Here is a 22408-nt window from a genome sequence, read left to right as displayed (position 1 = left end):
GTAAGTACTGTGCGCCAACTCGGCCAGGATTTTTTTACGGATATGAAGTGGATAGGTCATGATATTTGTGTAAGTTTTTTAGGCATTCTACTATATAAAGCAGGCTCAAGCCGTGCGCTGCAAGATGCTGCTCAATAGCGGGTAAAGTTTTTAATGTATCCATGGCCGTGATTTTAACATTTTATCCAGCATAAAAGGCCGTCTGAAACCCATCTTTCAGACGGCCTTTTGCCACAACATCAGCATTCAGGCGTAAAAACACACTCCGCCTTTTCCGCCCTCATTTTCCATAAACCCGGAGACCTTTACAAAACCGGATATCTGTCGCACCCGCGCAGGCGGGTGCCCAGTGCAACGCAGCGCTTTGCTTATCTCATACCAATTCAAAAAAGTAAGCTAACAAGGCGGCGAGCCGCAGACAGTACAGATAGTAAGGCAAGGCGAGACAACGAAGTTAGGTTATTTTTTGGATTGGTATCACACATTTCCGAGAATAATCAATTATCTATAAAATCAAACTATTTGATTGTTTCTTTTTTGATGGCGGCTACCTGCCTGACAACTCAAGCCGTGCTTCAGGCTGGGCTCCTGCCTGCGCAGGAGCGACGGAAAGGAAGTTTTGCAAAGGTTTCACCCGGCCTGCATCCAGTGTGTGTGTTTTCTATTCAACAAAAAGGCCGTCTGAAAGAATAATCTTTCAGACGGCCTTTTTCACAACCTCAGCGTTTAAGCGTAATGTCTCGTTTCGCCTTTGCCATCCACGTTTTCCGAGCAACGGGCGCAAAGCGTGGGATGCGCGGCCACCGAGCCGACATCATCGGTGTAGTGCCAGCAGCGTTCGCATTTCTCGCCGCCGCTCACCTTGGCCGCCACCGCCAATTCATCGCCTTTGGCCACGCTCACTTCAGACACCAGCAAGGCAAAGCGCAATTCTTCGCCCAGCGCTTTGAGGTAGCCTGCCAGCGCATCCGGCGCGGTGATGGCCACTTCGACCTGCAAAGAAGAGCCCACCGATTTATCGGCGCGCAAAGGCTCGATGGCGGCGGTAACGGCTTCGCGCACTTCGCGCACGGCCTGCCATTTTTTCAGCAGCGCTTCTTCGCTTTTCTCGTTGATCGACGGGAATTCGTGCCAAGTATGGAACAACACGCTGTCTTCTTCGCCGCCGCCTATAATGTCCCACGCTTCTTCGCCGGTGAAGCACAAAATCGGCGAAATCAGCAGCACCAAGCTGCGGGTGATGTGGTAAAGCGCGGTTTGGGCGCTGCGGCGCGCGTGGCTGTCGGCTTGGGTGGTGTAGAGGCGGTCTTTGAGAATATCGAGGTAAAACGCGCCCAAATCTTCCGAGCAAAAAGCCACGATGTCTTTCACGGCAAAGTGAAAGGCATAGCGCGGGTAAAAATCACCGGCCAGGCGCTCTTGCAATTGGCGTGCCAAAATCATGGCATAGCGGTCGATTTCCACCATTTGGTCTTGCGGCACCGCATGCTCGATGGGCGAGAAATCGCTCAGGTTGGCAAAAAGAAAGCTCAAAGTATTGCGGATGCGGCGGTAGCTTTCGGTAACGCGCTTCAAGATTTCTTTGGAAATCGCCAATTCGCCGCTGTAGTCGGTGGAAGCCGTCCATAAGCGCAGAATATCGGCGCCGAATTCGTTGTACACTTCTTGCGGCGCCACCACATTGCCGAGCGATTTCGACATTTTGCGGCCGTTTTGATCCACCACGAAACCGTGGGTGAGCAATTGCTTGTAAGGCGCGCGCCCCACGGTGGCGCAACCGATCAGCATGGATGATTGAAACCAGCCGCGGTGCTGGTCGCTGCCTTCGAGATAAAGGTCGGCAGGCCAAGCCAATTCTTCGCGCTGCTTGAGCACGGAAAAGTGGGTGCTGCCGGAATCAAACCACACATCGAGCGTGTCGTTGAGTTTTTCATAATCGGCGGCTTCCTCACCCAGCAATTCTTTAGCATCGAGCGAAAACCATGCTTCAATGCCTTTCTTTTCAATGCGTTTGGCCACTTCTTCGAGCAATTCGGCGCTTTTCGGGTGCAATTCGCCGCTTTCTTTGTGCACGAAAAACGTCATCGGCGTGCCCCAATAGCGCTGACGGCTCACCACCCAGTCGGGGCGGCCTTCAATCATGGCTTCCAGCCGTGCACGCCCCCAAGCGGGGAAAAATTCGGTGTCGTCCACCGCTTTCATGGCTTTGTTGCGCAGGGTTTTGCCGTCGTGCCCGGCCTTGTCCATGCCGATAAACCATTGGCCGGTGGCGCGGTAAATCAGCGGGGTTTTGTGGCGCCAGCAATGCGCATAGCTGTGTTCGATTTTGGTGTCGGCCAGCAGGCGGCCGTTTTCTTGCAGCCATTCGGTAATCACGGGGTTGGCTTCCCACACAGTGAGGCCGGCCACGCGCGGCACATCGCTGCGGTAGCGGCCTTCGCCGTTTACCGGATTATCCAATTCGATGCCGTATTTCAGGCACACGAAATAATCGTCCAAGCCGTGCGAAGGGGCAGTGTGCACCAAGCCCGTGCCTGCTTCGGTGGTAACGTGGTCGCCGTTGAGCATCGGAATATCGCGCTCGAGGAAAGGATGCTCGAGATGCAGGTTTTCCAGCTTGGCGCCGCCGGTTTCGGCCAACACGGCGCTGTTTTCAAAGCCGTAGCGTTTGAGCGCTTCTTCGGCCAAATCTTTGGCCAGCACCAATTTGCCTTTGGGCGTGTCGATTAATTGGTAAACCACATCGGCACCGGCGCTGATGGCTTGGCTGGCCGGCAGCGTCCACGGTGTGGTGGTCCAGATTACGGCAAAGGCTTCGCCGCCGATTTCGCTCAGGCCGAATGCCTTGGCCAGCGCGACGTTGTCTTTAAAGCGATAAGCCACATCCACGGCGGGCGATATTTTGTCTTTATATTCCACTTCGGCTTCGGCCAGCGAAGAGCCGCAATCGAGGCAGAACTGCACCGGCTTTTCACCGCGATAAAGATAGCCTGCCAGATAGATTTCGCCCAGCGCGCGCACGGTTTCGGCTTCGGTTTGGAAATCCATGGTGAGATAAGGGTGTGCCCAATCGCCCATCACGCCCAGGCGCATAAAGTCTTTTTTCTGACGCGCAATCTGCTCTTTGGCATATTCGCGGCACAATTCGCGAAAGCGGGCGGCGGGAATATCTTTGCCGTGCAGCTTTTCCACCATCAATTCGATGGGCAGGCCGTGGCAATCCCAGCCGGGCACATAAGGCGCATCAAAGCCCGCCAGCGTTTTGCTGCGCAAGATGATGTCTTTCAGAATTTTGTTGGCGGCATGACCGATGTGAATATCGCCGTTGGCATAGGGCGGGCCGTCGTGCAGAATGAATTTCGGCCGGCCTTGGGCGATTTCGCGCAGCTTTTCATAGCGCTTGTGCTCATACCAGCTTTTCAGCCAGCCGCCTTCGCGTTTGGCCAAATTGCCGCGCATGGGAAACGGGCTTTCGAGCAGGTTTACGGTTTTGCTGTAATCGGTCATTTTGTTTTTCTCGTGCTTCGTTATGTGGTTTCAGACGGCCTTATCAAGCATGCAAGGCCGTCTGAAAAGCAAGAATATATTGTAACGGAATTAGGGCGGGTTTATAAGGTTTTCAAGCAGCTGCCTGCAGATTTACGCTGCCACCCAATGGCGTGCGGCATCCATATCGGCCCAGATTTGCGCTTGCAGCGCGTCGATGCTGTCGAACTTTTCTTCGTCGCGCAATTTGTGCAAAAAGCGCACATTCAAACGCTGGCCGTATAAATCGCCTTCAAAGTCAAACACATGCACTTCCAGCTTTTGGCGGCGGCTGGCCGACACGGTGGGGTTGAAGCCAAAGCTCGCCACGCCGCGTTTTTTGCCGAACGCGCCCTCGGCTTCCACCACAAACACGCCGCTCAAAGCATAATGATATTGGGCAAGCTGCACATTGGCAGTGGGGCAGCCTATGGTGCGGCCGAGCTTGGCGCCGTGTTTCACATGGCCGCTGAGCATGTAATCGTGGCCGAGCAGCTTTTTGGCATAATCAAGGCGGCCGTCTGAAAGCGCTTGGCGGATGGCGGTGCTGCTGGCGCGGATGTTTTCCACCATCACCGAGGGTGTGCGCTCCACCACCATGCCGCGCTGGTTTTGCAGCATGGCAAAATCGCCTTCGCGGCCGGTGCCGAAGCGGAAATCGTCGCCAATCAGCAGATATTGGGTGTTGAGGCTTTGCCGCAGCAGGCGGCTGATGAATGCTTGTGCGCCGATGTCGGCAAAAGCTTGATTGAAACGCAACACCCACACCGCATCAAGGCAGCCGGTGTCGCGCAGAAGCTGCAATTTGCTGCGCAAAGGCGTGAGCCGGTAAGGCAGCTCGCGGCCGAGCTTGCGTGCGAAAAATTCTTGCGGTTGCGGCTCAAACACAATCGCCACGGCCGGCAGGCCGCGGCTTTGGGCTTCTTCTTTCAATCGCTGCAAAATATGGCGGTGGCCCAGGTGCACACCGTCGAAATTGCCGATGGTTACCGCGGCGCCTTGCGGAAAATCGGGGGCTTGCGTTTGCCCGAACCAAACATTCATTAGGGGTGGTCTACGTGTTTTTAGAATAATGCGCCATTGTAAACGCAATCGGGCTTTTAAGAAACCTTGGCAGGCCGTCTGAAACGCTCAAGCGGCCTGCCATGCGGCACAGCATTTTGACTTTTCCGCAGCGCGCGGGCATGATGATGTAAAGATTGTCAACAATCCAAGCCAACCGCCGATGATTTGGCATGCTTGCAAATTAAACATTCCAAGCGGCGGTTTTTCTTGTAAAATAGCGCGTTTCCCGGCGGGTCTTACACGCGCCGCTCCACCGACACCAAACTAAAGGAGGCTCTGAAAAACTCTGGTGCATGGATTTTGCCGGCATTTTTATGCTAGGCAAGGCGGGGTTTTGAGAAAATAGTGGTTCTATTTCCTCAAACCCCCAACGCAGCATAGCGTAAAAAGGGCGGTAAAAGCCTTCATCATGAGTTATTCAGAGCCTTCTAATAATAAAAGAAGCCGATATGGATTTTCGTTTTGATATTATTTATGAATACCGCGAGATGTTTTTCTACGGCGCGCTCACCACTTTGGGGCTCACCGTGGTGGCCACGCTGGGCGGCACGATACTGGGGCTTTTTGGCGCATTGGCGCGCATCATCCGCTTTGAAAAAGGCAACCGCTTCACCCGCGCGCTGGCTTGGCTTTTGCGCACCGCTTCGCTGATTTACGTCACCCTTTTCCGCGGCACGCCTTTGTTTGTTCAAATATTTATTTGGTATTTCATCTGGGCGGTGGCGCTGATCAACCCCACCGACGGCTGGCTCATCAGCGGCGATTTGGCGGTGGAATTGCGCCGCAATTACGGCGCGCTGATTGCCGGCACGCTGGCGCTCACGGTAAACGCGGGCGCCTACATCACCGAAATCGTGCGCGCGGGCATTCAGTCTATCGACAAAGGCCAAATCGAAGCGGCGCGCTCACTCGGCCTCACTTATCCGCAGGCCATGCGCCATGTGATTCTGCCGCAGGCCTTCCGCCGCATGCTGCCGCCTTTGGCCAACGAATTCATCACCTTGCTGAAAGACAGCTCGCTCTTATCCGCTATTGCCGTGGCCGAGCTCGCTTATGTGCAGCGTACCATTTCCGGCCGCTTCTCGATTTACGAAGAGCCGCTCTACACCATCGCGCTGATTTACTTGGCCATGACCATGTGTTTGAGCTGGCTGTTTTCATGGTTGGAAAAACGCTATAACACGGCGCAGCGTTAGGGTTGTGATAAAAAAGCTTAAGGCCGTCTGAAAGGAAAACACCTGCGCAATGCAGGTGTTTTCCTTTCAGACGGCCTTGTTGTTGCTATTCAAATCAACGTACGCGATGGTTTGTAGGATACTTGTATCCGACATTTGCCGCGCCCTGATAGACCCTAACACGGCATCACCGTGATGCGGCTGCGGCCGTCGGCAATGCCTTTGCTGTAGCGGCGTGGAATCGAGCCGGCCACCGCGCTGCCGGCCACCACGCTTTCATAAGTGCAGATCAGCCGTTCATCCTGCGTGGCAAACGTGTAGCCGTCCGCCGGCAGCGGGTGGATTTTGCTGAACAGACTCCAGCGCACGGGTGTGCCCTCGGCGATGTTGACTGTGGCGCGAAAGCCGGCGTTGCCCTCGTTGCAGCCCACATGGAAATGGTCGTAATCAAACGGTGCGCGGTCGGGAAAAGGCGCGGCATCCATAAAGCCGAAAATACGGTCGTGGGCGCACAGGCTTTGGCGCACATAAGGCCAGATATTTTCCCGCAAAAACCATTGGTCGGCAAAATGGCGTGAAGCCACGCCCGCATCCACATAAGCCTGCATCTTGCCGCGCATATCGGGCACAGCGCCGGCCAGGGCGCCCCACAAGCCAGCGAGCACCAATTCGGTGTGGGTGCCGCCGTCGCGCAAGGTGTGGAAACAGCGGCCGCTTTGCACCCATTCGGCCACGGCGCGTGCTTCGCGCGGCGAAATCACCGAATCGGCATCGCGGAAAATCACCCGCGCCGCCTCGGCATCATCCAGCGCCAAAAAGCGCCACATGGTGCCCGGCCAGCCCTCCAGCTCGGGCGGCACGCGCACGATTTCGGCACCGTTGCCGCGCAGGCGCTGCAATGCCGGCTCGGGCACGCTGCCATCCACATAAAAGCGGCACACCCAACCGGGATACACCGCCGCGGCCAGCTCGGTGTTCATCACCGCAGGTTCGATGTATTCGGCGCGGTTGCCGAATAATGAAAACGAGATAATCTGTTTGCCCGGCCCGTTTGCCGGCAAAGCGGGCAGCGGCGGTGCATCAAGCGCGGCCATCACTTGGCTGTCGCGCAGCTGCAAGGCTTGCAGGCCGTAGGTGCGGCAGCTTGCCCAATCGTGCAGGCCGCCATAAGCATGCGCCAGCGCATCGAGCGAATTGAGGTGGCCGCTTTGGCGCTGCAAGGCTTTTTTGGCATACGCAATGGCTTCATGCCACAAGCTGCCTTTCACCGCCGCCGTGGCCGCATCGCTCAGCGGCGCCACCGCTTGCGGAATCAGCTTGTGCGCCCGCAACGCTTCTTGCATGGCTTGCGGATATTGTGCCGCCGCCATCGCCTGCTTGAAGGCGCTGGAAATGCGGTCGAGCTGCTGCTGGGTTTTGAGCTGTTGCGGCGTGAGGCGTTTCGGTTTCATACACAGGCTTTCGGGTTGCCCAGGCTTTCAGACGGCCTTGGCTTGACTTTCAGGCAAACAACTTCGGTTTATCAAAATCGATTTCACTAAAACCGCCTTTAACAAGGCAGAAGCTCGCAGGCCGTCTGAAACGTTTTATACCATTCAAAAAAATAATATACACACAGGCAGCCTGTAGGTCGGATTCTCGAATCCGACACTTGTTCGCAGAACAAGGCACGCACATCGCTTTGGCCGCCGGCCAAGCGTCGGATTCAAGAATCCGACCTACGCGGATGATGCTGCCGAACTGCTTTTATTTTGTAAGGTTATTTTTTGGATGGGTATTACACGCCCAAATAGCTTTCGCGGCTGGCCAGCCAGCGGGCAAGATGGGCCTCGACAATATCCGGCCGCTCGTCGATTAATTGCGGCGCGATATTGCGGGCGGCTTCGAGCAGGGGCAGATCTTCTTCCAGATTGGCAAAGCGCAGCATGGGCACGCCGCTTTGGCGCGCGCCGAGAAATTCGCCGGGGCCGCGGATATTCAAATCCTGCCGCGCGATTTCAAAGCCGTCGGTGTGCTCGTAAATCACTTTCAGGCGCGCTTTGGCGATGTCGCCCAAAGGCTCGGCAAAAAGCAACACACAAGCGCTGGCTGCGGCGCCGCGCCCCACCCGCCCGCGCAATTGGTGCAGCTGCGCCAAGCCCATGCGCTCGGCGTGCTCGATCACCATCAGGGCGGCATTGGGCACATCCACGCCCACTTCAATCACGGTGGTGGCCACCAACACATTCAGACGGCCTGCGGAAAATTCGGCCATCACTTCGGCTTTTTCCGCCGCTTTCATGCGCCCGTGCACAAGGCCGATCGAGAGCTCGGGCAAGGCAGCCTGCAAAGCGGCCTGCGTTTCGGTGGCGGTTTGCAGCTGCAAGGTTTCGCTCTCTTCAATCAAGGGGCACACCCAATAAGCCTGCTGCCCTTTGCGGCACGCGCCCAACACCAGCCCTTCCACTTCGCTGCGGCGCACGCTGTTAACCAGCCGCGTTTTGATCGGCGTGCGCCCGGGCGGCAATTCATCTATCACCGACACATCCAAATCGGCGAAAAAACTCATCGCTAAAGTGCGCGGAATCGGCGTGGCCGACATCATCAATTGGTGCACATCCGCGCCTTTGTTTTTCAACGCCAGCCGCTGCGCCACGCCGAAGCGGTGTTGTTCGTCCACAATCACGAGGCCGAGATTTTGAAACTGCACATCGTCTTGAAACAGCGCGTGAGTGCCCACGGCAATCTGAATCAGGCCGTCTGAAAGTGCGGCTTTGTTTTGCGCTTTCGCTTTTTTGCGCTGGCTGCCCGAAAGCCACGCCACGCTCAAACCCAGCGGCTCGAGCCATTGTTTGAACTTTAAATAATGCTGCTCGGCCAGAATTTCGGTGGGCGCCATCACCGCCACTTGCGCACCGGCTTCGATGGCGGTGAGCGCGGCGAGCGCGGCCACGATGGTTTTGCCGCTGCCCACATCGCCTTGCAGCAGGCGGTGCATGGGGAAGGTTTGCGCCATATCGGTGCGGATTTCGGCCAACACGCGTGCTTGCGCGCCGGTGAGCGCAAAGGGCAGCGCGTGCAGCAATTTATCCGACCACGCGCCGCTGCCGCGCAAAGGTGCCGCATCGCCGCTGAGGCGTTTTTGCCGCGCCAGCCGCATCGACAATTGCTGCGCCAAAAGCTCGTCGAATTTCAGCCGCTGCCATGCGGGCAAAGTGCCGTCGGAGAGCTGGTGTATGGTGTAATCGGGCGGCGGTGCGTGCAAAAGGCGCAGGCTTTCGGCCAAATGCGGCAGCTTCAGACGGCCTAATAATTCATCGGGCAAGGTGTCGTAGAGAGGAATGCTTTCCAAGGCCGTCTGAATGATGCGGCGCAAAGTGGGCTGGTTGAGCCCGTTTACCGTGGGGTAAATCGGGGTGAGGCTTTCGGCCAGGCCGCTGCCCTCGGCATCGCGGATTTTGGGATGAATCATTTCATCGCCGTAAAAGCCGTGTTTGATTTCGCCCACCGCGCGGATGCGTTTGCCCTCGGCCAGCTGCTTTTGATGGCTGGGATAAAAATGGATAAAACGCAGGTGCAGCACGCTGCCGGAAGCATCTTTAATTTGCACAATCAATTGCTTGCGCGGCTTGAATTGCACTTCTTGATGCAGCACTACGCCTTCCACCTGGCAAGGCACGCCGACGGGCGCATCGGCAATCGGCGTGATGTGGGTTTCGTCTTCATAACGCAGCGGCAGGTGCAGCGCCAATTCCCACGGCGTGTTGAGGTGCAGCTTTTCAAGCTTTTTGGCCGTGGTGTCGGTGATTTTCAGCAGCTTTTGATGGTCGGCTATCATGTGGAAAAAAGATTAATCGTTTCAAGCGGCCATTTTAAACGATTTCGACCGCAGATGGGTTTTCCGGCACACGCTTTCAGAAAGCACACCAAGGCCGTCTGAAAAGCTTTCAGACGGCCTTGGTGTGTGTTGATGATTACGGCAGGCTGCTCACCACCGCATCGGCACCCGCCGCGGCGGCCAGCTTATAAAGCACTTCTTGCGGCATATCGCCGTGCCACAGGCGGGTGATGTTGGCCAGCACCGGCAGATGGCTCTCTTTGCGCACGCGCACGATGGCGTCCACATCCAGCCGGTAAGTGTGCTCCGGCTCGAAGCTGAGCGTGCCCGCTTCGCCCAATATAATATGATGGTTGCCGCGCAAGGCTATATGCTCGGCGGCCACCAGCCATTCATCGGCGCGGTGGTGTTTGTCTTTACACAACACCACCGGCGTGTTCAGACGGCCTACTTCATCTTGCAGCGTGCGGTTGCCCATCAATTCGCCGCCCAAATAAAGTACATCGGCCTCGGCCAAAAGCGCCGGCTCGATTTGGCGCACATCGCGTATACGCACCAACACCGGCTTGCCCGCCGCATGATGTTGCTGCAAAAGCGCCTGCATGGCGCGCACCTGCTCTTTTTCATTGCCGCTGCCGCCGGCGGCATAAGGGCTGTAGGGCAGGTAAAACGGGTCGGCAAAAAAGGCATCTGCCGCTGCCGCGCGCTCGGGCAGCGTGGTGATATCGAGCATTTTTTCCGCACCGAAAGCCACACCGCGCACGGTGATTATGCTGTTTTGCGGCTGCGCTTCGCGGCTGACGATGCGCCAGGCATTGAGCACGCGTATGGCGCGCTCCACTTCGGGCAGGCTCTCGATTTCGTGCGGATGAAGCACCCGCTCGTCGCCCACCGCGCCAATAATGGTGCGCTCCTCGCCCTGCGAAATATGCTCTTGCAGGCCGCGGCCGCGTATCAGCTCAATCACCCGCGCCACCGCCTCGCTCGATGCTTGCTTTTGCATTACGATAATCATGTCGGCTCCCGATAAAGTTATCGCAGGATAGTAGCAATAATCTTGCTTGTGTGCCAATATTGCCGTCATTTCACGGTGGGCGTTTTTTACCGTTCAGCTTTTGCCCGCGCAGCCTCTGCCCGCTTCTGTGCTATACTTGCCCGCTGTTATTCTGTGTGTTTCCATTATGCTGGCGCGCTTTTTGCATTCGGGCAAATTCTGGCTCAAATTGATTATCTTCGGCGGCTTCACCATGCTGCTGCTGGCGCTTGGCCTCTACACTGCGCTTTATCAGATGTTTGATGCGGCCAAAATCCAAACCCTGCTCAACGAGGGCATCGAAGGCAGCGGCCGCAGCGTGCGCTTTGATGCGCAAATCGGCCGCAGCTGGTTTCCGCGCCCCACCGTCACCCTGCGCAACCTTACTCTCAGCAAGCCGCACAGCAGCGCCACCGCCCTGCATATCGACGAAATGAAAATCGGTTTGGCTTGGCGCAATCTTTTCGGCGGCGGCACCTTAATCGAAAAATGGGTGGTCAACCGCGCCGATGTCGAGCTTTTCCGCGACGCAGAAGGGCGCTGGAGCCTGCAAGATTTATGGGCAGCGCGCGGCAGGCCGCTGCAAATCAACCGTCTGATTATCAACGACAGCCGCCTCAACCTTTACCTGCCCACCCACAGCTACCGCTTCAGCAAACTCTCACTCAACAGCCGCGATTTACAAGCGCCCGACAAGCCCTTTACTTTCGGCGGCAGCGCAGAAAGCAGCCGCCGCGGCAGCATTGCCTGGCAGAGCAGCGGCACGCTCAACTTGGAAAACCACACCTGGGCTGTGCCCGATCTGCATATCGAAGCCGAAGCCGAACGCTGGGAAACCAGCGCCAAGCTCACGGCCGATGCTGATTTGAGCTGGCAGCCCGATGCGCGCAATCTACGCGTGGCCAATCTGCGCATCAGCGCCGATTCCCCCGAGCACAATCTGCACCTGAGCGCCCAAAGCCCGCTGATTACCCGGCAAAACGAGCTCACCCAAATCAACGAGCTCAGCAGCGTGTTCACCGCCGGCACCGCGCAAACAGGCCAATGGGACGGCACTTTGTCGCTCAACAAAATCAGCCTGCGCCCCACCGTGGCCACGCTGGCCGAATTTTCAATCAACGGCAGCCACAAAATCGGCGCGGTGCAAACCAGTTTCACCGCATCAGGCCCTTTGCAATGGCAGCAGGCGCAAGGCTGGAAAATCAGCGCGCTCAACCTGAGCACCCTGCAAGACAACCCCGCCACCACACCGCGGCAGCGCTTTGTGAGCCAATTGCAGGGCGCATTGACGCTCTCTGCTAACCGCCGCCAATGGCAAACCAGCCTGCAAGGTCTGTTTGACCGCCAACCCGCCGCCATAGAAGCCGCCTATAGCGCCGATGCCGCGCCGGCCAAGCTTAGCGGCAGCCTCAAGCTCGCCCGGCTCAACCTCGCCCCTTATTTCAACATGGCCGCACCGGCCGGCATACGCTACCCCGAGCTGCTGCAACAGGCCGCCACGCCCGAAATCGAAGCGCAAATCCAAATCGGCAGCCTCACCCTGCCCGGCGGCCTGCAAGCCGATGATTTCACCACCCGCATGTTTGCCAACCGCGAGCGCATCGCCCTCACTGCCTTAAGCGCCGGCCTTTACGGCGGCCGCACCGAGGGCGGCATCAGCATGGCCAACACCAGCCCGCCGGTTTATCATTTGCAGCAGGCGGCCGATAATGTGCTTATCCGCCCGCTCTTGCAAGATTTGCTCGGCTACCACAACATCAGCGGCACCGGCAACGCCATCATCGACATCACCGCACGCGGCGACAACCGCAAAAGCCTCACCCAAACCCTGGCCGGCAGCCTGCAATTGAATGTGGCCGACGGTGCCATGATAGGCTTCGACATGCGCAACATCCTCAGTCGCGCCAGCGACAATGCCGCCATCGGCGGCTACAGCACCGATGTGCAAACCCCGTTCAGCCGCTTTTCCATGAGCAGCGACATCAGCGGCGGCATCAGCCGCCACGACAACACCGAGCTCGTGTCCGACACCTTGCTGATCAGCAGCAGCGGCAGCATCGATTTCAACACCCAAATGCTCTCCGAGAGCCTGCTCATCCGCAATGCGCGCAACCGCAGCGCCAAGCCCGTGCCGCTGAAAATCACCGGCCCCGCCGAAAATCCTTCTGTCACCCTCGATTATCCGCGCCTCACTCTGGGCCTCAACACCCCCGAAGAAAAGCGCCGCGCGCTGGCCGAAACCCTGAAAGAGCAATGGCAATGGCTCAAACAATCGCGCACACTTTCAGACGGCCTCCGGCACACACCATGAATATCCTCGCCTGGAACGCCCCGCCGCCAACGGCCGAGCTTACCCGCGCCATTGCCGCGCATGAAAAACCGCTTTACTTGGCCGTGTGCCTACCCGATTTGAGCCTGTCCGAGTTCAGGCCGTCTGAAAGCCCTTCTGCGCTCGAGCAGGCATTGCAGCAAGCCATTAATGCACAAAGCGGCTGCATTCAGTTTAACGGTGTCAACGCGCTGAACGATATTCTGCCCGATGTGCACTTATGGCTGCTGCCCCCCGCCAATGCAAGCCGCCTGCACGAGCATTTCCCGCAGCCCGTGTGCTGGCAAACCGAGCCGGTGGCACAAAATAAAGCCGAGCCGCAAAAGCCTTGGTTCACCCCGCCCGCGAGCCGCACCGCGCCCGAGCGCGCGCTAATTATCGGCGCAGGCATTGCCGGTGCGGCCACCGCCCGCGCCTTGGCCGAACACGGCCTGCCCGTTACCGTGCTTGAAGCCGCCGCGCCCGCCCTCGCCGCCTCCGGCAACCGCCAAGGCCTGCTTTATGCCAAAATTTCCGCCCACCCCACCGAGCAAACCGAATTGCTCTTGTGCGGCTACGGCCACAGCCGCCGCCTGTTGCAACGCCTCCTGCCCGAAGCCGCTTGCTGGGGCGGCGATGGCGTGCTGCATCTTGATCACAACGCCACCGAAGCCAAGCGCAACCAAGCGCTCGGCCGCCAGCGCCACCACGCCCACCTTTACCGCACCGTTTCCGCCGCCGAAGCCGGCCAAATCGCCGGCATCACCATCAGCCAAAGCGCGCTTTACTGGCCGCAAGGCGTGTGGCTCAACCCGCCGGCGCTGGTGCACGCCCTGCTCGACCATCCCTTAATCACCCTGCATACCCACACGCCGCTTTTATCCGCCACTCACAACGGCCATGGCTGGCAAGCCCGCACGCCTGCCGGCCTGTTTCACGGCAGCCACATCGTTTACTGCACCGGCGCCCACAGCCCGCAGATGGCCGATTGCAATGTCGCCGCCCTGCCCTGGCGGCTGATTCGCGGCCAAACCAGCCTCGCCGCCGCCAGCCCCCAATCGGCCAAACTGCGCTGCGCCCTTTCCGCCGCCAGCTACATCAGCCCTGCTTGGCAAGGCCTGCATTGCTACGGCGCCACTTTTCTGCCGCAACAGCGCACAAGCGATTGGCAGATGGCCGATGAAATAGCCAACCGCGCCGAATTGGCCAAACTTCATCCCCATCTCGCCGCCGATTTGCTTTCAGACGGCCTATCCCTTGCCGACAATATCCCCAAAGGCCACGCCGCCCTGCGCTGCGACAGCCCCGACCATCTACCCATAGCCGGCCCCCTCGGCCACATCGCCGCCATGCAGCAAGCCTATGAGCGCTTGGCGCTTGATAAAAACTACCGCCTCAACACACCCTGCCCCTATCTGCCCGACGCCTACATCAACAGCGCCCACGGCAGCCGCGGCCTCGCCACCGCCCCCATTTGCGCCCAGAGCATCGCCGCCGCCATCCTCGGCCTGCCCGACCCGCTCTCACAACGCATCCGCACCGCGCTGCATCCCAACCGCACCATCGTGCGCGCCATCGTGCAACAGCAAAACCTGCTTGAAAATCCCAATATAGTGAAATGCACAAAAAAGTGAGACAGCGGGTAGGTTGGGTTGTAAACCCAACAAATCCACAAGCCGTCTGAAACGTTGGGTTTATCAACCCAACCTACGCCGTTGCAAAATGTAGTTTTATGTAACTTTTTCTTGCATTTCACTAGGGTCTGTTCACATTTCATCCGTGCGTAAGATTTTGAGCGCAAAAGCGCGCTTGCAAGGCGAAAAGCGCAGCAAGGTTGGACACCTTGCGAGCATTTTCAACGCAGCAGGCGCGTTTTTGAGCCAAAAGATTGCCACGAGATGAATTGTGAACAGACCCTAGATATAAATCATTGAATCAACAAAAAAAAGGCCGTCTGAAAAGTTTTCAGACGGCCTTTGCAAAACTGAAGCGAACCTAAATTGGATCAGCCGCAGGCGTAACCCGACAAAACTCAAACGGCCTTATAAAATCAATCGCATGCCACTTTATTCTTCATTTCGCCAGAGTGGACTGAATAAAAAACTCATACGGGCCGGCGCAAAGCATATGCCCCGGCCACACAAGCAAAAGCCATTTAAACCGCATGCATGACTATGCCACACACGCTACGCACAACTTGAAAGTTATCAGTTTTGTGTCAGTTTTTCTTTGATTTCACTATCGTTTTCAGACGGCCTACCATTCGCCCGCCCGCTGCGCATCGTGCTGCGCCAAGGTGTCGGCATGCTCGCTGCGGCTGAGGTATTCGCGGTCTTGCCGCAGGCTGTCGGCCACATAGCGCAAATGTCCCTCGGCAATTTCGGCGGCTTCTCGCGGCTGCTTGTTTGCAATTGCGGTAAACAGGGCGCGGTGGTGCTTGATCAAGGTGGGGCGCGGGTCGTCGATGATTTCGGTGTGCATAATGTGGCTGCGCGTTTGCCGATAAAGCAGATTGAGCAGGCCGCCTGAAAGCTGGGCAAACAAAATATTGTGCGCCGCCTCGGCGATGGCTTGGTGAAAATAAATATCGGCTTCTTCTTGGTGCGCCCGGTTGCGGCTTTGATAAGCCTCTTCAAATTTCTGCAACCAAAATTCAATCCGCTTCAAATCGGCATCGGTGCGCCGCTCGGCTGCCAGCGCAGCCATGCAGCCTTCCATGCTGCGGCTGAAATCAAACACATCGGCCTCCCAATCGGGATGATTGCCGAGCAGGCTTTGCCAGCCGAGCAGAAAATCCTGTTGCGGCTTGGCGGAAACATAATAACCATCGCCCTGCCGCGCCTCAAGCATTTGGCGCGCCACCAGCATTTTCAGCGCCGCGCGCACCGACGGGCGCGACACGCCGAATGCTTCGGCCAGCCGCCGCTCGGGCGGCAGCTTGCTGCCGACGGGATATTCGCCCGACACAATGCGCGCTTCCAACACCGCCAAAATCTGCTCGCTGATTTTTTGAGGTTTGATAATGGTTTGTGCATTCATCGATTTTGCCTTTTTATTTATCCAATACAATCATTCAAGCTTGTAGCAGGCCGTCTGAACCGCAGCAATGTGCCGGTTTAATGTTCAGCGCCCGTTTTCAGACGGCCTGCCGTTGAATTGGTCGGGCAAGCAAACCAATTTTGGCGCACCACACATTTTTTAACACAATCGACACTGCATCATCCTGCCGGATTTCAAACATTTTTCAGAAAATTTTGCCCAATCATTCACATTCGCAACACATCAAAAATATCAAATATTATTGATTAAAATCATTAAGTTGATAAAATCAAACATCCAAGCCGAAAGGCAGATCGACAATAATCGCTCTTTCTTGCCTGCGCAAGCCTATTGACCGCTTATGTCGCCTTTTGTAAAGTGTAGCACGCCCTGCTAAATTGGTCTGACCAATTTACCTAAGCCACGCCGGATAATGGCCGGCATTTTCACGACAACAACCCATTTCATCGGAGAAGCAATGAATATTCTCAACACTTTGCTGGCCCTGGCCCCGATCATCACCGTGTTTTTACTGCTGGTGGTGTTCAAGCTTTCGGCCAAAATTTCCATGGCCATCGCCTATGTGGTCACGGCGCTTTTGGCCGTGTTTTTCTGGCAGGCCGCGCCGGCGGTGGTGGCAGCGGCCACAGTAAACGGCATGATTGTGGCGCTCACCATTCTCTATATCGTGTTCGGCGCCATTTTGATGCTCAACACGCTCAAAGAAAGCGGCGCGATTCACTCTATCCGCCAAGGCTTTATGGATGTGTCGCCCGACCGGCGCGTGCAGGTGATTATCGTGGCGTGGCTGTTTGGCTCGTTGGTGGAAGGCTCTTCCGGCTTCGGCACGCCTTCTGCCGTGGGCGCCCCGCTCTTGCTGGCGCTGGGCTTTCCGGCCATGGCTTCGGTGATGTCGATTTTGATTATCCAATCCACGCCGGTGTCATTCGGCGCGGTGGGCACGCCGCTGCTCGTGGGCGTGTGGTCGGGCATCAACAATAAAGAAGATGTTACCGCCGCCATTACGCCGCAAACCGTGGAGCAATATTTGCAGCAAATCACCGGCAACGTGGGCTTGCTGCATGCGCTGGTGGGCTTTTTGATTCCGCTGATTCTGTGCGGCATGCTCACCCGCTTTTACGGCGAAAAGCGCTCTTTCCGCGAAGGCTTGAAAGCTTGGAAATTCGCCATTTTTGCCGGCATTGCCTTCACCGTGCCCTATTATCTGGTGGCGCGCTTTTTAGGCCCCGAATTCCCCTCTATGGTGGGCGGCTTTATCGGCTTGATGCTGGTGGTGCCCGCAGCCAAGCGCGGCTGGTTTGTGCCGAAAGAAACCTTTGATTTTCCGCCTAAAGATCGCTGGGAAAGCCGCTGGCTCGGCACCCTCAGCGGTAAAACCCATGACGACGACAACACCCCTACTTTTTCGGTGTTTCGCGCCTTTTCACCCTATGTGATTGTGATTGGTTTGCTGATTCTCACCCGCGCTTTAAAGCCCCTGAAGGCTTTTCTCACCGGCGACATGACCACCATCACTTTACCCAACCTGTTTGGCAGCGCCATCACCAGCAAAGTGCAATTCGGCTATTCGCCCGGCACCATTCTGATTATCGCGGCCATTGCCTGCATTTTCATTTTCAAAATGGACATCAAACGCTTCAAACGCGGCTGGGGTGATGCCGGTAAAACACTGATTTCCGCCGCGCCCGCCCTCTTTTTGGCCGTGCCCATGGTGCAGGTGTTTATCAACTCGCAATCGGGCGACATGAGCGCCGCCGGCGCTCTGCCCTCGATGCCGATGGTGCTGGCACACAGCGCGGCCGACTGGTTTAGCGGCATGTGGCCGAATATCGCCCCGTGGATCGGTGCGCTCGGCGCCTTTATTGCCGGCTCCAACACCGTCAGCAATATGATGTTTTCCTATTTTCAATTTTCCACCGCGCAGCAAATCGGCCTCAATGCCGATTTATCCTCCATCGTGGTGGCGTTGCAAGCCATCGGTGGCGCGGCCGGCAATATGATTTCCGTGCACAACGTGGTGGCCGCTGCCGCCGTGGTGGGCTTGCTTAACCGCGAAGGCGAAGTGATCCGCCAAACGCTGATTCCGATGCTCTACTATATCGTGCAAGCCGGCCTGATCGGGCAGGCGCTGATCACCGGCAGCATCGCTTGGTGGGGCGTGGCCGTGGCTTGGCCGCTGCTCTTTTTCGGCATTATGTCGCTGGGCGGCAAAAAAGCATAATCCTTGCCAAAACAAAAGCCTGCCTGCTTCAAGCGGGCTTTTTTATTGCCCGTTTGCGAAAAAAAATGAAACTTAATTGGCAAGTATCTACTCTATAAGCCCGTGTCTGTAAAAATGCAGACAGCTTTTCAGGCCGTCTGAAAAGCCTTCAACCCAATGAAGAAAGGTTTTACCCATGAAAAAATTATTGGCAACCGCCGCTTTTGCTCTGATTTTGTCTGCCTGCGCCAACAGTGGCGATAAAGCCCCCCAGCCGGAGCAGCAAGCTGCCGGCGGCAACGCCGCAGTAGAGCAAGCGCTGCAAGAATGCGCCGCCATCCAAGGCGGCAGCCAAGACCGCGCACAATTCGATGCCTGCATGAAATCTAAAGGCTTCGAGCGCCCGGCTCAAGGCGAAGCATCTGCACCTGCCGCGCAATAAGCCGCACTCCTTACAAAGCCGCCCGATGGGCGGCTTTGTGTTTGGCCAGCCGGCCATCAGCCGCCGCTTGGATGGCGCGATTGCAGATAATGTTCTTCCTGCTCCGGGCTGATGCCGCGCCGGCGCTGCCAACGATTAATATAAGCCACCACAAACGGGCTTAAAAAAGCCGTCACCACCACCGCCGTAGCAATCTGTGCTGTGGCCGCATCCTGTATGCCCGCAAAGCGTGGATCCACCATCGCAATGGCCGCCGGCGTGGCAATAGCATTGCCTGCCACCGCCGATTCACAAGCCCCCGCCAAAACATTGCGGGCAGGCCGCGGCCGCTTGCGCAAGGCATACCAGCCGTATAGAAACAACATCGCACCGCCGCCCGAGAGCAGCACCGTCATCAAGCCCAACACAATGCCGATCATGCCCGATGTGAGCAGCACCGAAAAATTAATGCCCGCGCCAATTGCAAAAGCCGCAAACGGAATAATCAGCTTTTCCCCAGGCGCCAGAAATTCGCGCACCAAGCGGCTGCTGTTGCCCAAAATAAAACCTAAAATAATCGGGAAAATCGCAGCAAACAAAGCCACCAGCGGCAAATCGGCCAAACCGGCCGTGCCCAGCGCCACCATGGTTAAAAACGGCCCATCATTGAGTGACAACACAGAAATCGCGCCCCGGTCGGTTTTATTGCCGAATTGGCCGGTGAGCGCCACATACAGAGAGCCGTTAGAATTAGACATAGCCGCAATAATCGCCAGCGGCAACAGCCCCCAAAGCGTGCCATCGGGCATTAAAAAAGCCACGCCCAAGCCCACCGCCACCGCCATCAAATATTTACCCAGCAGCAAAACCAACCCTTTTTCCACCGCTGGCAAGGCTGCCCTCAGCTGGATTTGCGCACCGATGCACATAAAAAACAAACCAATCAACACCGGCACGCCATTTTTAAACAAAGCCGTGGTGAAGCTGCCGATATGCAAAATGGCCGGCGCAAACGTGTTGATGAGCGCGCCCAAAAACAGCGGCAAAATCATCAGCGCGCCGGGTATTTTGCCGAGCTTATATAAAAGATTATCCATATCGCCGCTCCTCGTGGTTTCATTATTATTTCAAGCCGCACACACGCCGAAGCGTAGGCAAACACACCTGCCTTGTCTAATATGGAATAAATATGCCGTGATACTTATAAAGTATGCACTCGCCTGCCTAAGCGCATCTGCCCCATCCGCAAGATTAAACGAGGCCGTCTGAAAACGTCCAGACGGCCTTTTAACTATTTAAAATCAAAGATATATAACAGAATCCGCAGCCAAGCATCACAATGTTTAAGACCTTTACAAAACGCTCTTTCCGTCGCGCCTGTGCAGGCAGGAGACCGGCCTAAAGCACAGCTTCAGCAGCCGTAGGTCGAATACTTGCATCCGACATTTGGCCGCCAAGCCAAAATCGAATTCAAGAACCCGCCGACGCACCATCGAAAAAGGCCGTCTGAAACTTTTTTCAGACGGCCTGCCCAGCCTTTAAAACCACACAAAAAATCCGGCCGCCATCACAGCCCCAATTCCTGCCACATCGCATCCACTTTTGCCACCGTGGCCGCATCGCGTTCAATCACCCTACCCCATTCGCGGCTGGTTTCGCCCGGCCATTTATTGGTGGCGTCCAAACCCATCTTGCCACCCAATCCGCTCACCGGGCTGGCAAAATCCAGATAATCAATCGGCGTGTTTTCCACCAGCACCGTATCGCGCACCGGATCCATGCGCGTGGTAATCGCCCAAATCACTTCTTTCCAATCGCGGCAGTCCACATCATCATCCACCACCACGATAAACTTGGTATACATAAACTGGCGCAAAAAGCTCCAACAGCCCATCATCACCCGCTTGGCGTGGCCGGCGTATTGTTTTTTGATGCTCACCACCGCCATGCGGTATGAGCAACCTTCCGGCGGCAGATAGAAATCGACAATTTCGGGAAACTGCTTTTGCAAGAGCGGCACAAACACTTCATTCAGCGCCACGCCCAACACCGCCGGCTCATCGGGCGGTTTGCCGGTGTAGGTGCTGTGGTAAACCGCATTTTCACGCATGGTGATGCGTTCAACCGTGAACACCGGAAAATAATCTTGCTCGTTGTAATAGCCGGTGTGGTCGCCATAAGGGCCTTCCAGCGCCGTTTCATCGGGGTGGATTACGCCTTCGAGCACAATTTCTGCCCGCGCCGGCACCTGCAAATCATTGCCGATACATTTCACCAACTCCGTGCGCGAGCCGCGCAGCAGGCCGGCAAATTGGTATTCGCTCAAAGTGTCGGGCACCGGCGTGACCGCGCCCAAAATGGTGGCCGGGTCGCAACCGAGCACCACCGCCACCGGATAAGGCACGCCCGGATGCGCTTTTTTATGTGCCTGAAAATCCAACGCGCCACCACGGTGCGCCAGCCAGCGCATAATCAGCTTGTTTTTGCCAATCACCTGCTGCCGGTAAATGCCCAGATTCTGGCGCTTTTTGTGCGGCCCGCGAGTAACGGTTAGCCCCCATGTCACCAACGGCGCAACGTCTTCCGGCCAACAATGCTGAATCGGCAGCACGCTCAAATCCACATCCGCGCCCTCCATCACGATTTCCTGACACGGCGCTTTTTTCACCACATGCGGCGCCATGCTCCATAAATCCTTCAGCAACGGCAGCTTGGCAAACGCATCTTTAATGCCTTTGGGCGGCTCCGGCTCTTTCAGGTAAGCCAGCGTTTGGCCGATGGCGCGCAATTCGGAAATATCCTTCGCACCCATGCCCATCGCCACCCGCTCGGTGGTGCCGAACAAATTGGCCAACACCGGATAACCATAACGACTGCCATCGGCGCGCACCGGATTTTCAAACAACAAAGCCGGCCCCGCGGCGCGCAACACGCGGTCGGCAATTTCGGTCATCTCCAAATGCGGCGACACCGGCAAACCAACGCGCTTGAGCTTGCCCTCTTGCTCGAGCTTGGCCATAAAATCACGCAGATCTTGATATTTCATCATATTTATAAGGCCGTCTGAAACCTTCAGACGGCCTGTGGTGGATAATGCCGCGATTATAGCCGCTTTCAGACGGCCTGAATACGCTTGTTGCGCCAAACAGCAAATAGGCCGTCTGAACATTCAGACGGCCTGCATCACAAACAACAGCCCTTAAACAATCGCCGAGGACACCTCCGCCGCTGACAACATCTTGTCTTCAAAAGCAAACTGCACATAACGATAAGCGCCACTGCTGAAATAATTCGACACGCTCACCTGCTCCTCATTGCCAAAAGCCTTCACAATCAGATCATTGCCACTTTTCTCAAACAACACATCCGGCGACAAAGCCTCTTCAAAAATCAGCGTATCGATATGCTCAACTTTGCTGCCGTAATCACTCACAATATCCTTGCCGTGGCCGGCTGCAAAGATATAGGTATCGGCACCATTGCTGCCGCCTTCCAAATAATCATTGCCTGTGCCGCCAATCAACGTGTCGTTGCCGCTGCCGCCGTATAATTTGTCGTCACCGCTGCCGCCCAGCAACATATCGTTACCGTTACCGCCTTCCAAACGGTCATTTCCTTCGCCGCCGTCTAAATGGTCGTCACCATTACCGCCATAAAGGCTGTCGTTGCCTTCATCGCCATACAGTTTGTCGTTACCGTTTTCACCACTCATGTAATCATTGCCCAAACCGCCGTGCAGAATATCGATACTGTCCCAACCATAAAGCCGGTCGTTTTTATCGCTGCCGTCACCTTCTACGGTAA

14 protein-coding genes and 1 pseudogene are annotated in these 22408 nt (G+C 56.5%); 6 read left to right on the top strand and 9 right to left on the bottom strand.

Going from position 1 to position 22408, the window contains the following annotated elements; translation table 11 throughout:
- The first annotated feature begins 228 nt into the window (after nt 1-228).
- Nucleotides 229-693, top strand: a complete 465-nt coding sequence (locus EV680_RS10195) for a hypothetical protein (protein WP_132954635.1) — start codon at nt 229-231, stop codon at nt 691-693.
- A gap of 33 nt (nt 694-726) precedes the next feature.
- Here EV680_RS10195 and ileS read toward each other — a convergent pair whose 3' ends face one another.
- On the bottom strand, nt 727-3507 hold the full coding sequence (gene ileS, locus EV680_RS10190; protein WP_132954634.1) for an isoleucine--tRNA ligase: 2781 nt from the start codon (nt 3505-3507) through the stop codon (nt 727-729).
- A gap of 132 nt (nt 3508-3639) precedes the next feature.
- Entirely contained in the window at nt 3640-4569 is a 930-nt protein-coding gene (gene ribF / locus EV680_RS10185) for a bifunctional riboflavin kinase/FAD synthetase (protein ID WP_132954633.1), read from the bottom strand.
- A gap of 470 nt (nt 4570-5039) precedes the next feature.
- Between ribF and EV680_RS10180 the strand changes: the two genes are divergently transcribed.
- The gene (locus tag EV680_RS10180; protein WP_132954632.1) at nt 5040-5786 is read left to right on the top strand and encodes an amino acid ABC transporter permease; all 747 of its coding nucleotides are present in this window, start codon (nt 5040-5042) and stop codon (nt 5784-5786) included.
- 155 nt (nt 5787-5941) lie between these two features.
- Here EV680_RS10180 and EV680_RS10175 read toward each other — a convergent pair whose 3' ends face one another.
- The 3 genes from EV680_RS10175 to EV680_RS10165 all read right to left on the bottom strand — a co-directional run bounded on the left by EV680_RS10175 (nt 5942) and on the right by EV680_RS10165 (nt 10597).
- On the bottom strand, nt 5942-7216 hold the full coding sequence (locus tag EV680_RS10175; RefSeq protein ID WP_132954631.1) for a hypothetical protein: 1275 nt from the start codon (nt 7214-7216) through the stop codon (nt 5942-5944).
- A 326-nt stretch (nt 7217-7542) separates the two neighbouring features.
- On the bottom strand, nt 7543-9582 hold the full coding sequence (gene recG, locus EV680_RS10170; RefSeq protein ID WP_132954630.1) for an ATP-dependent DNA helicase RecG: 2040 nt from the start codon (nt 9580-9582) through the stop codon (nt 7543-7545).
- 136 nt (nt 9583-9718) lie between these two features.
- Nucleotides 9719-10597 carry a chorismate mutase gene (locus EV680_RS10165; RefSeq protein ID WP_132954629.1) on the bottom strand — a complete coding sequence of 293 codons (879 nt, stop codon included), beginning with the start codon at nt 10595-10597 and terminating at the stop codon, nt 9719-9721.
- A 136-nt stretch (nt 10598-10733) separates the two neighbouring features.
- Between EV680_RS10165 and EV680_RS10160 the strand changes: the two genes are divergently transcribed.
- Together EV680_RS10160 and mnmC1 are read left to right on the top strand one after the other, a co-directional pair.
- Nucleotides 10734-12926, top strand: coding sequence for an AsmA family protein (locus EV680_RS10160; protein ID WP_132954628.1), 2193 nt, complete (start codon nt 10734-10736; stop codon nt 12924-12926).
- Complete coding sequence (mnmC1, locus tag EV680_RS10155) at nt 12923-14557, top strand: FAD-dependent 5-carboxymethylaminomethyl-2-thiouridine(34) oxidoreductase MnmC1 (protein ID WP_132954637.1); 1635 nt, start codon at nt 12923-12925, stop codon at nt 14555-14557. The genes EV680_RS10160 and mnmC1 overlap by 4 nt, the downstream gene beginning before the upstream one ends.
- A 622-nt stretch (nt 14558-15179) precedes the next feature.
- Here mnmC1 and EV680_RS10150 read toward each other — a convergent pair.
- Nucleotides 15180-15962 (bottom strand): FadR/GntR family transcriptional regulator, encoded by a 783-nt coding sequence (locus tag EV680_RS10150; protein ID WP_132954627.1) that lies wholly within the window; start codon nt 15960-15962, stop codon nt 15180-15182.
- A gap of 478 nt (nt 15963-16440) precedes the next feature.
- Between EV680_RS10150 and EV680_RS10145 the strand changes: the two genes are divergently transcribed.
- The gene (locus tag EV680_RS10145; protein WP_132954626.1) at nt 16441-18204 is read left to right on the top strand and encodes an L-lactate permease; all 1764 of its coding nucleotides are present in this window, start codon (nt 16441-16443) and stop codon (nt 18202-18204) included.
- A 175-nt stretch (nt 18205-18379) separates the two neighbouring features.
- Nucleotides 18380-18625, top strand: coding sequence for an META domain-containing protein (locus tag EV680_RS10140; RefSeq protein WP_132954625.1), 246 nt, complete (start codon nt 18380-18382; stop codon nt 18623-18625).
- A gap of 56 nt (nt 18626-18681) precedes the next feature.
- On the opposite strand, the gene EV680_RS10135 is transcribed toward EV680_RS10140, so the two are convergent.
- The 3 genes and pseudogenes from EV680_RS10135 to EV680_RS10125 form a co-directional block, all read right to left on the bottom strand.
- Entirely contained in the window at nt 18682-19701 is a 1020-nt protein-coding gene (locus EV680_RS10135) for a 2-keto-3-deoxygluconate permease (RefSeq protein ID WP_132954624.1), read from the bottom strand.
- A 470-nt stretch (nt 19702-20171) separates the two neighbouring features.
- Nucleotides 20172-21650 (bottom strand): 4-hydroxy-3-polyprenylbenzoate decarboxylase, encoded by a 1479-nt coding sequence (gene ubiD / locus EV680_RS10130; RefSeq protein WP_132954636.1) that lies wholly within the window; start codon nt 21648-21650, stop codon nt 20172-20174.
- Nucleotides 21651-21803: 153 nt separating this feature from the next.
- A pseudogene (locus EV680_RS10125) lies at nt 21804-22408 on the bottom strand (calcium-binding protein); the annotation flags it as partial.

It is taken from the genome of Uruburuella suis (assembly GCF_004341385.1).
Classification (GTDB): domain Bacteria; phylum Pseudomonadota; class Gammaproteobacteria; order Burkholderiales; family Neisseriaceae; genus Neisseria; species Neisseria suis.
The sequence above is the reverse complement of the archived record's forward strand: the minus strand, read 5'-3'. Positions and strand labels throughout refer to the sequence as shown.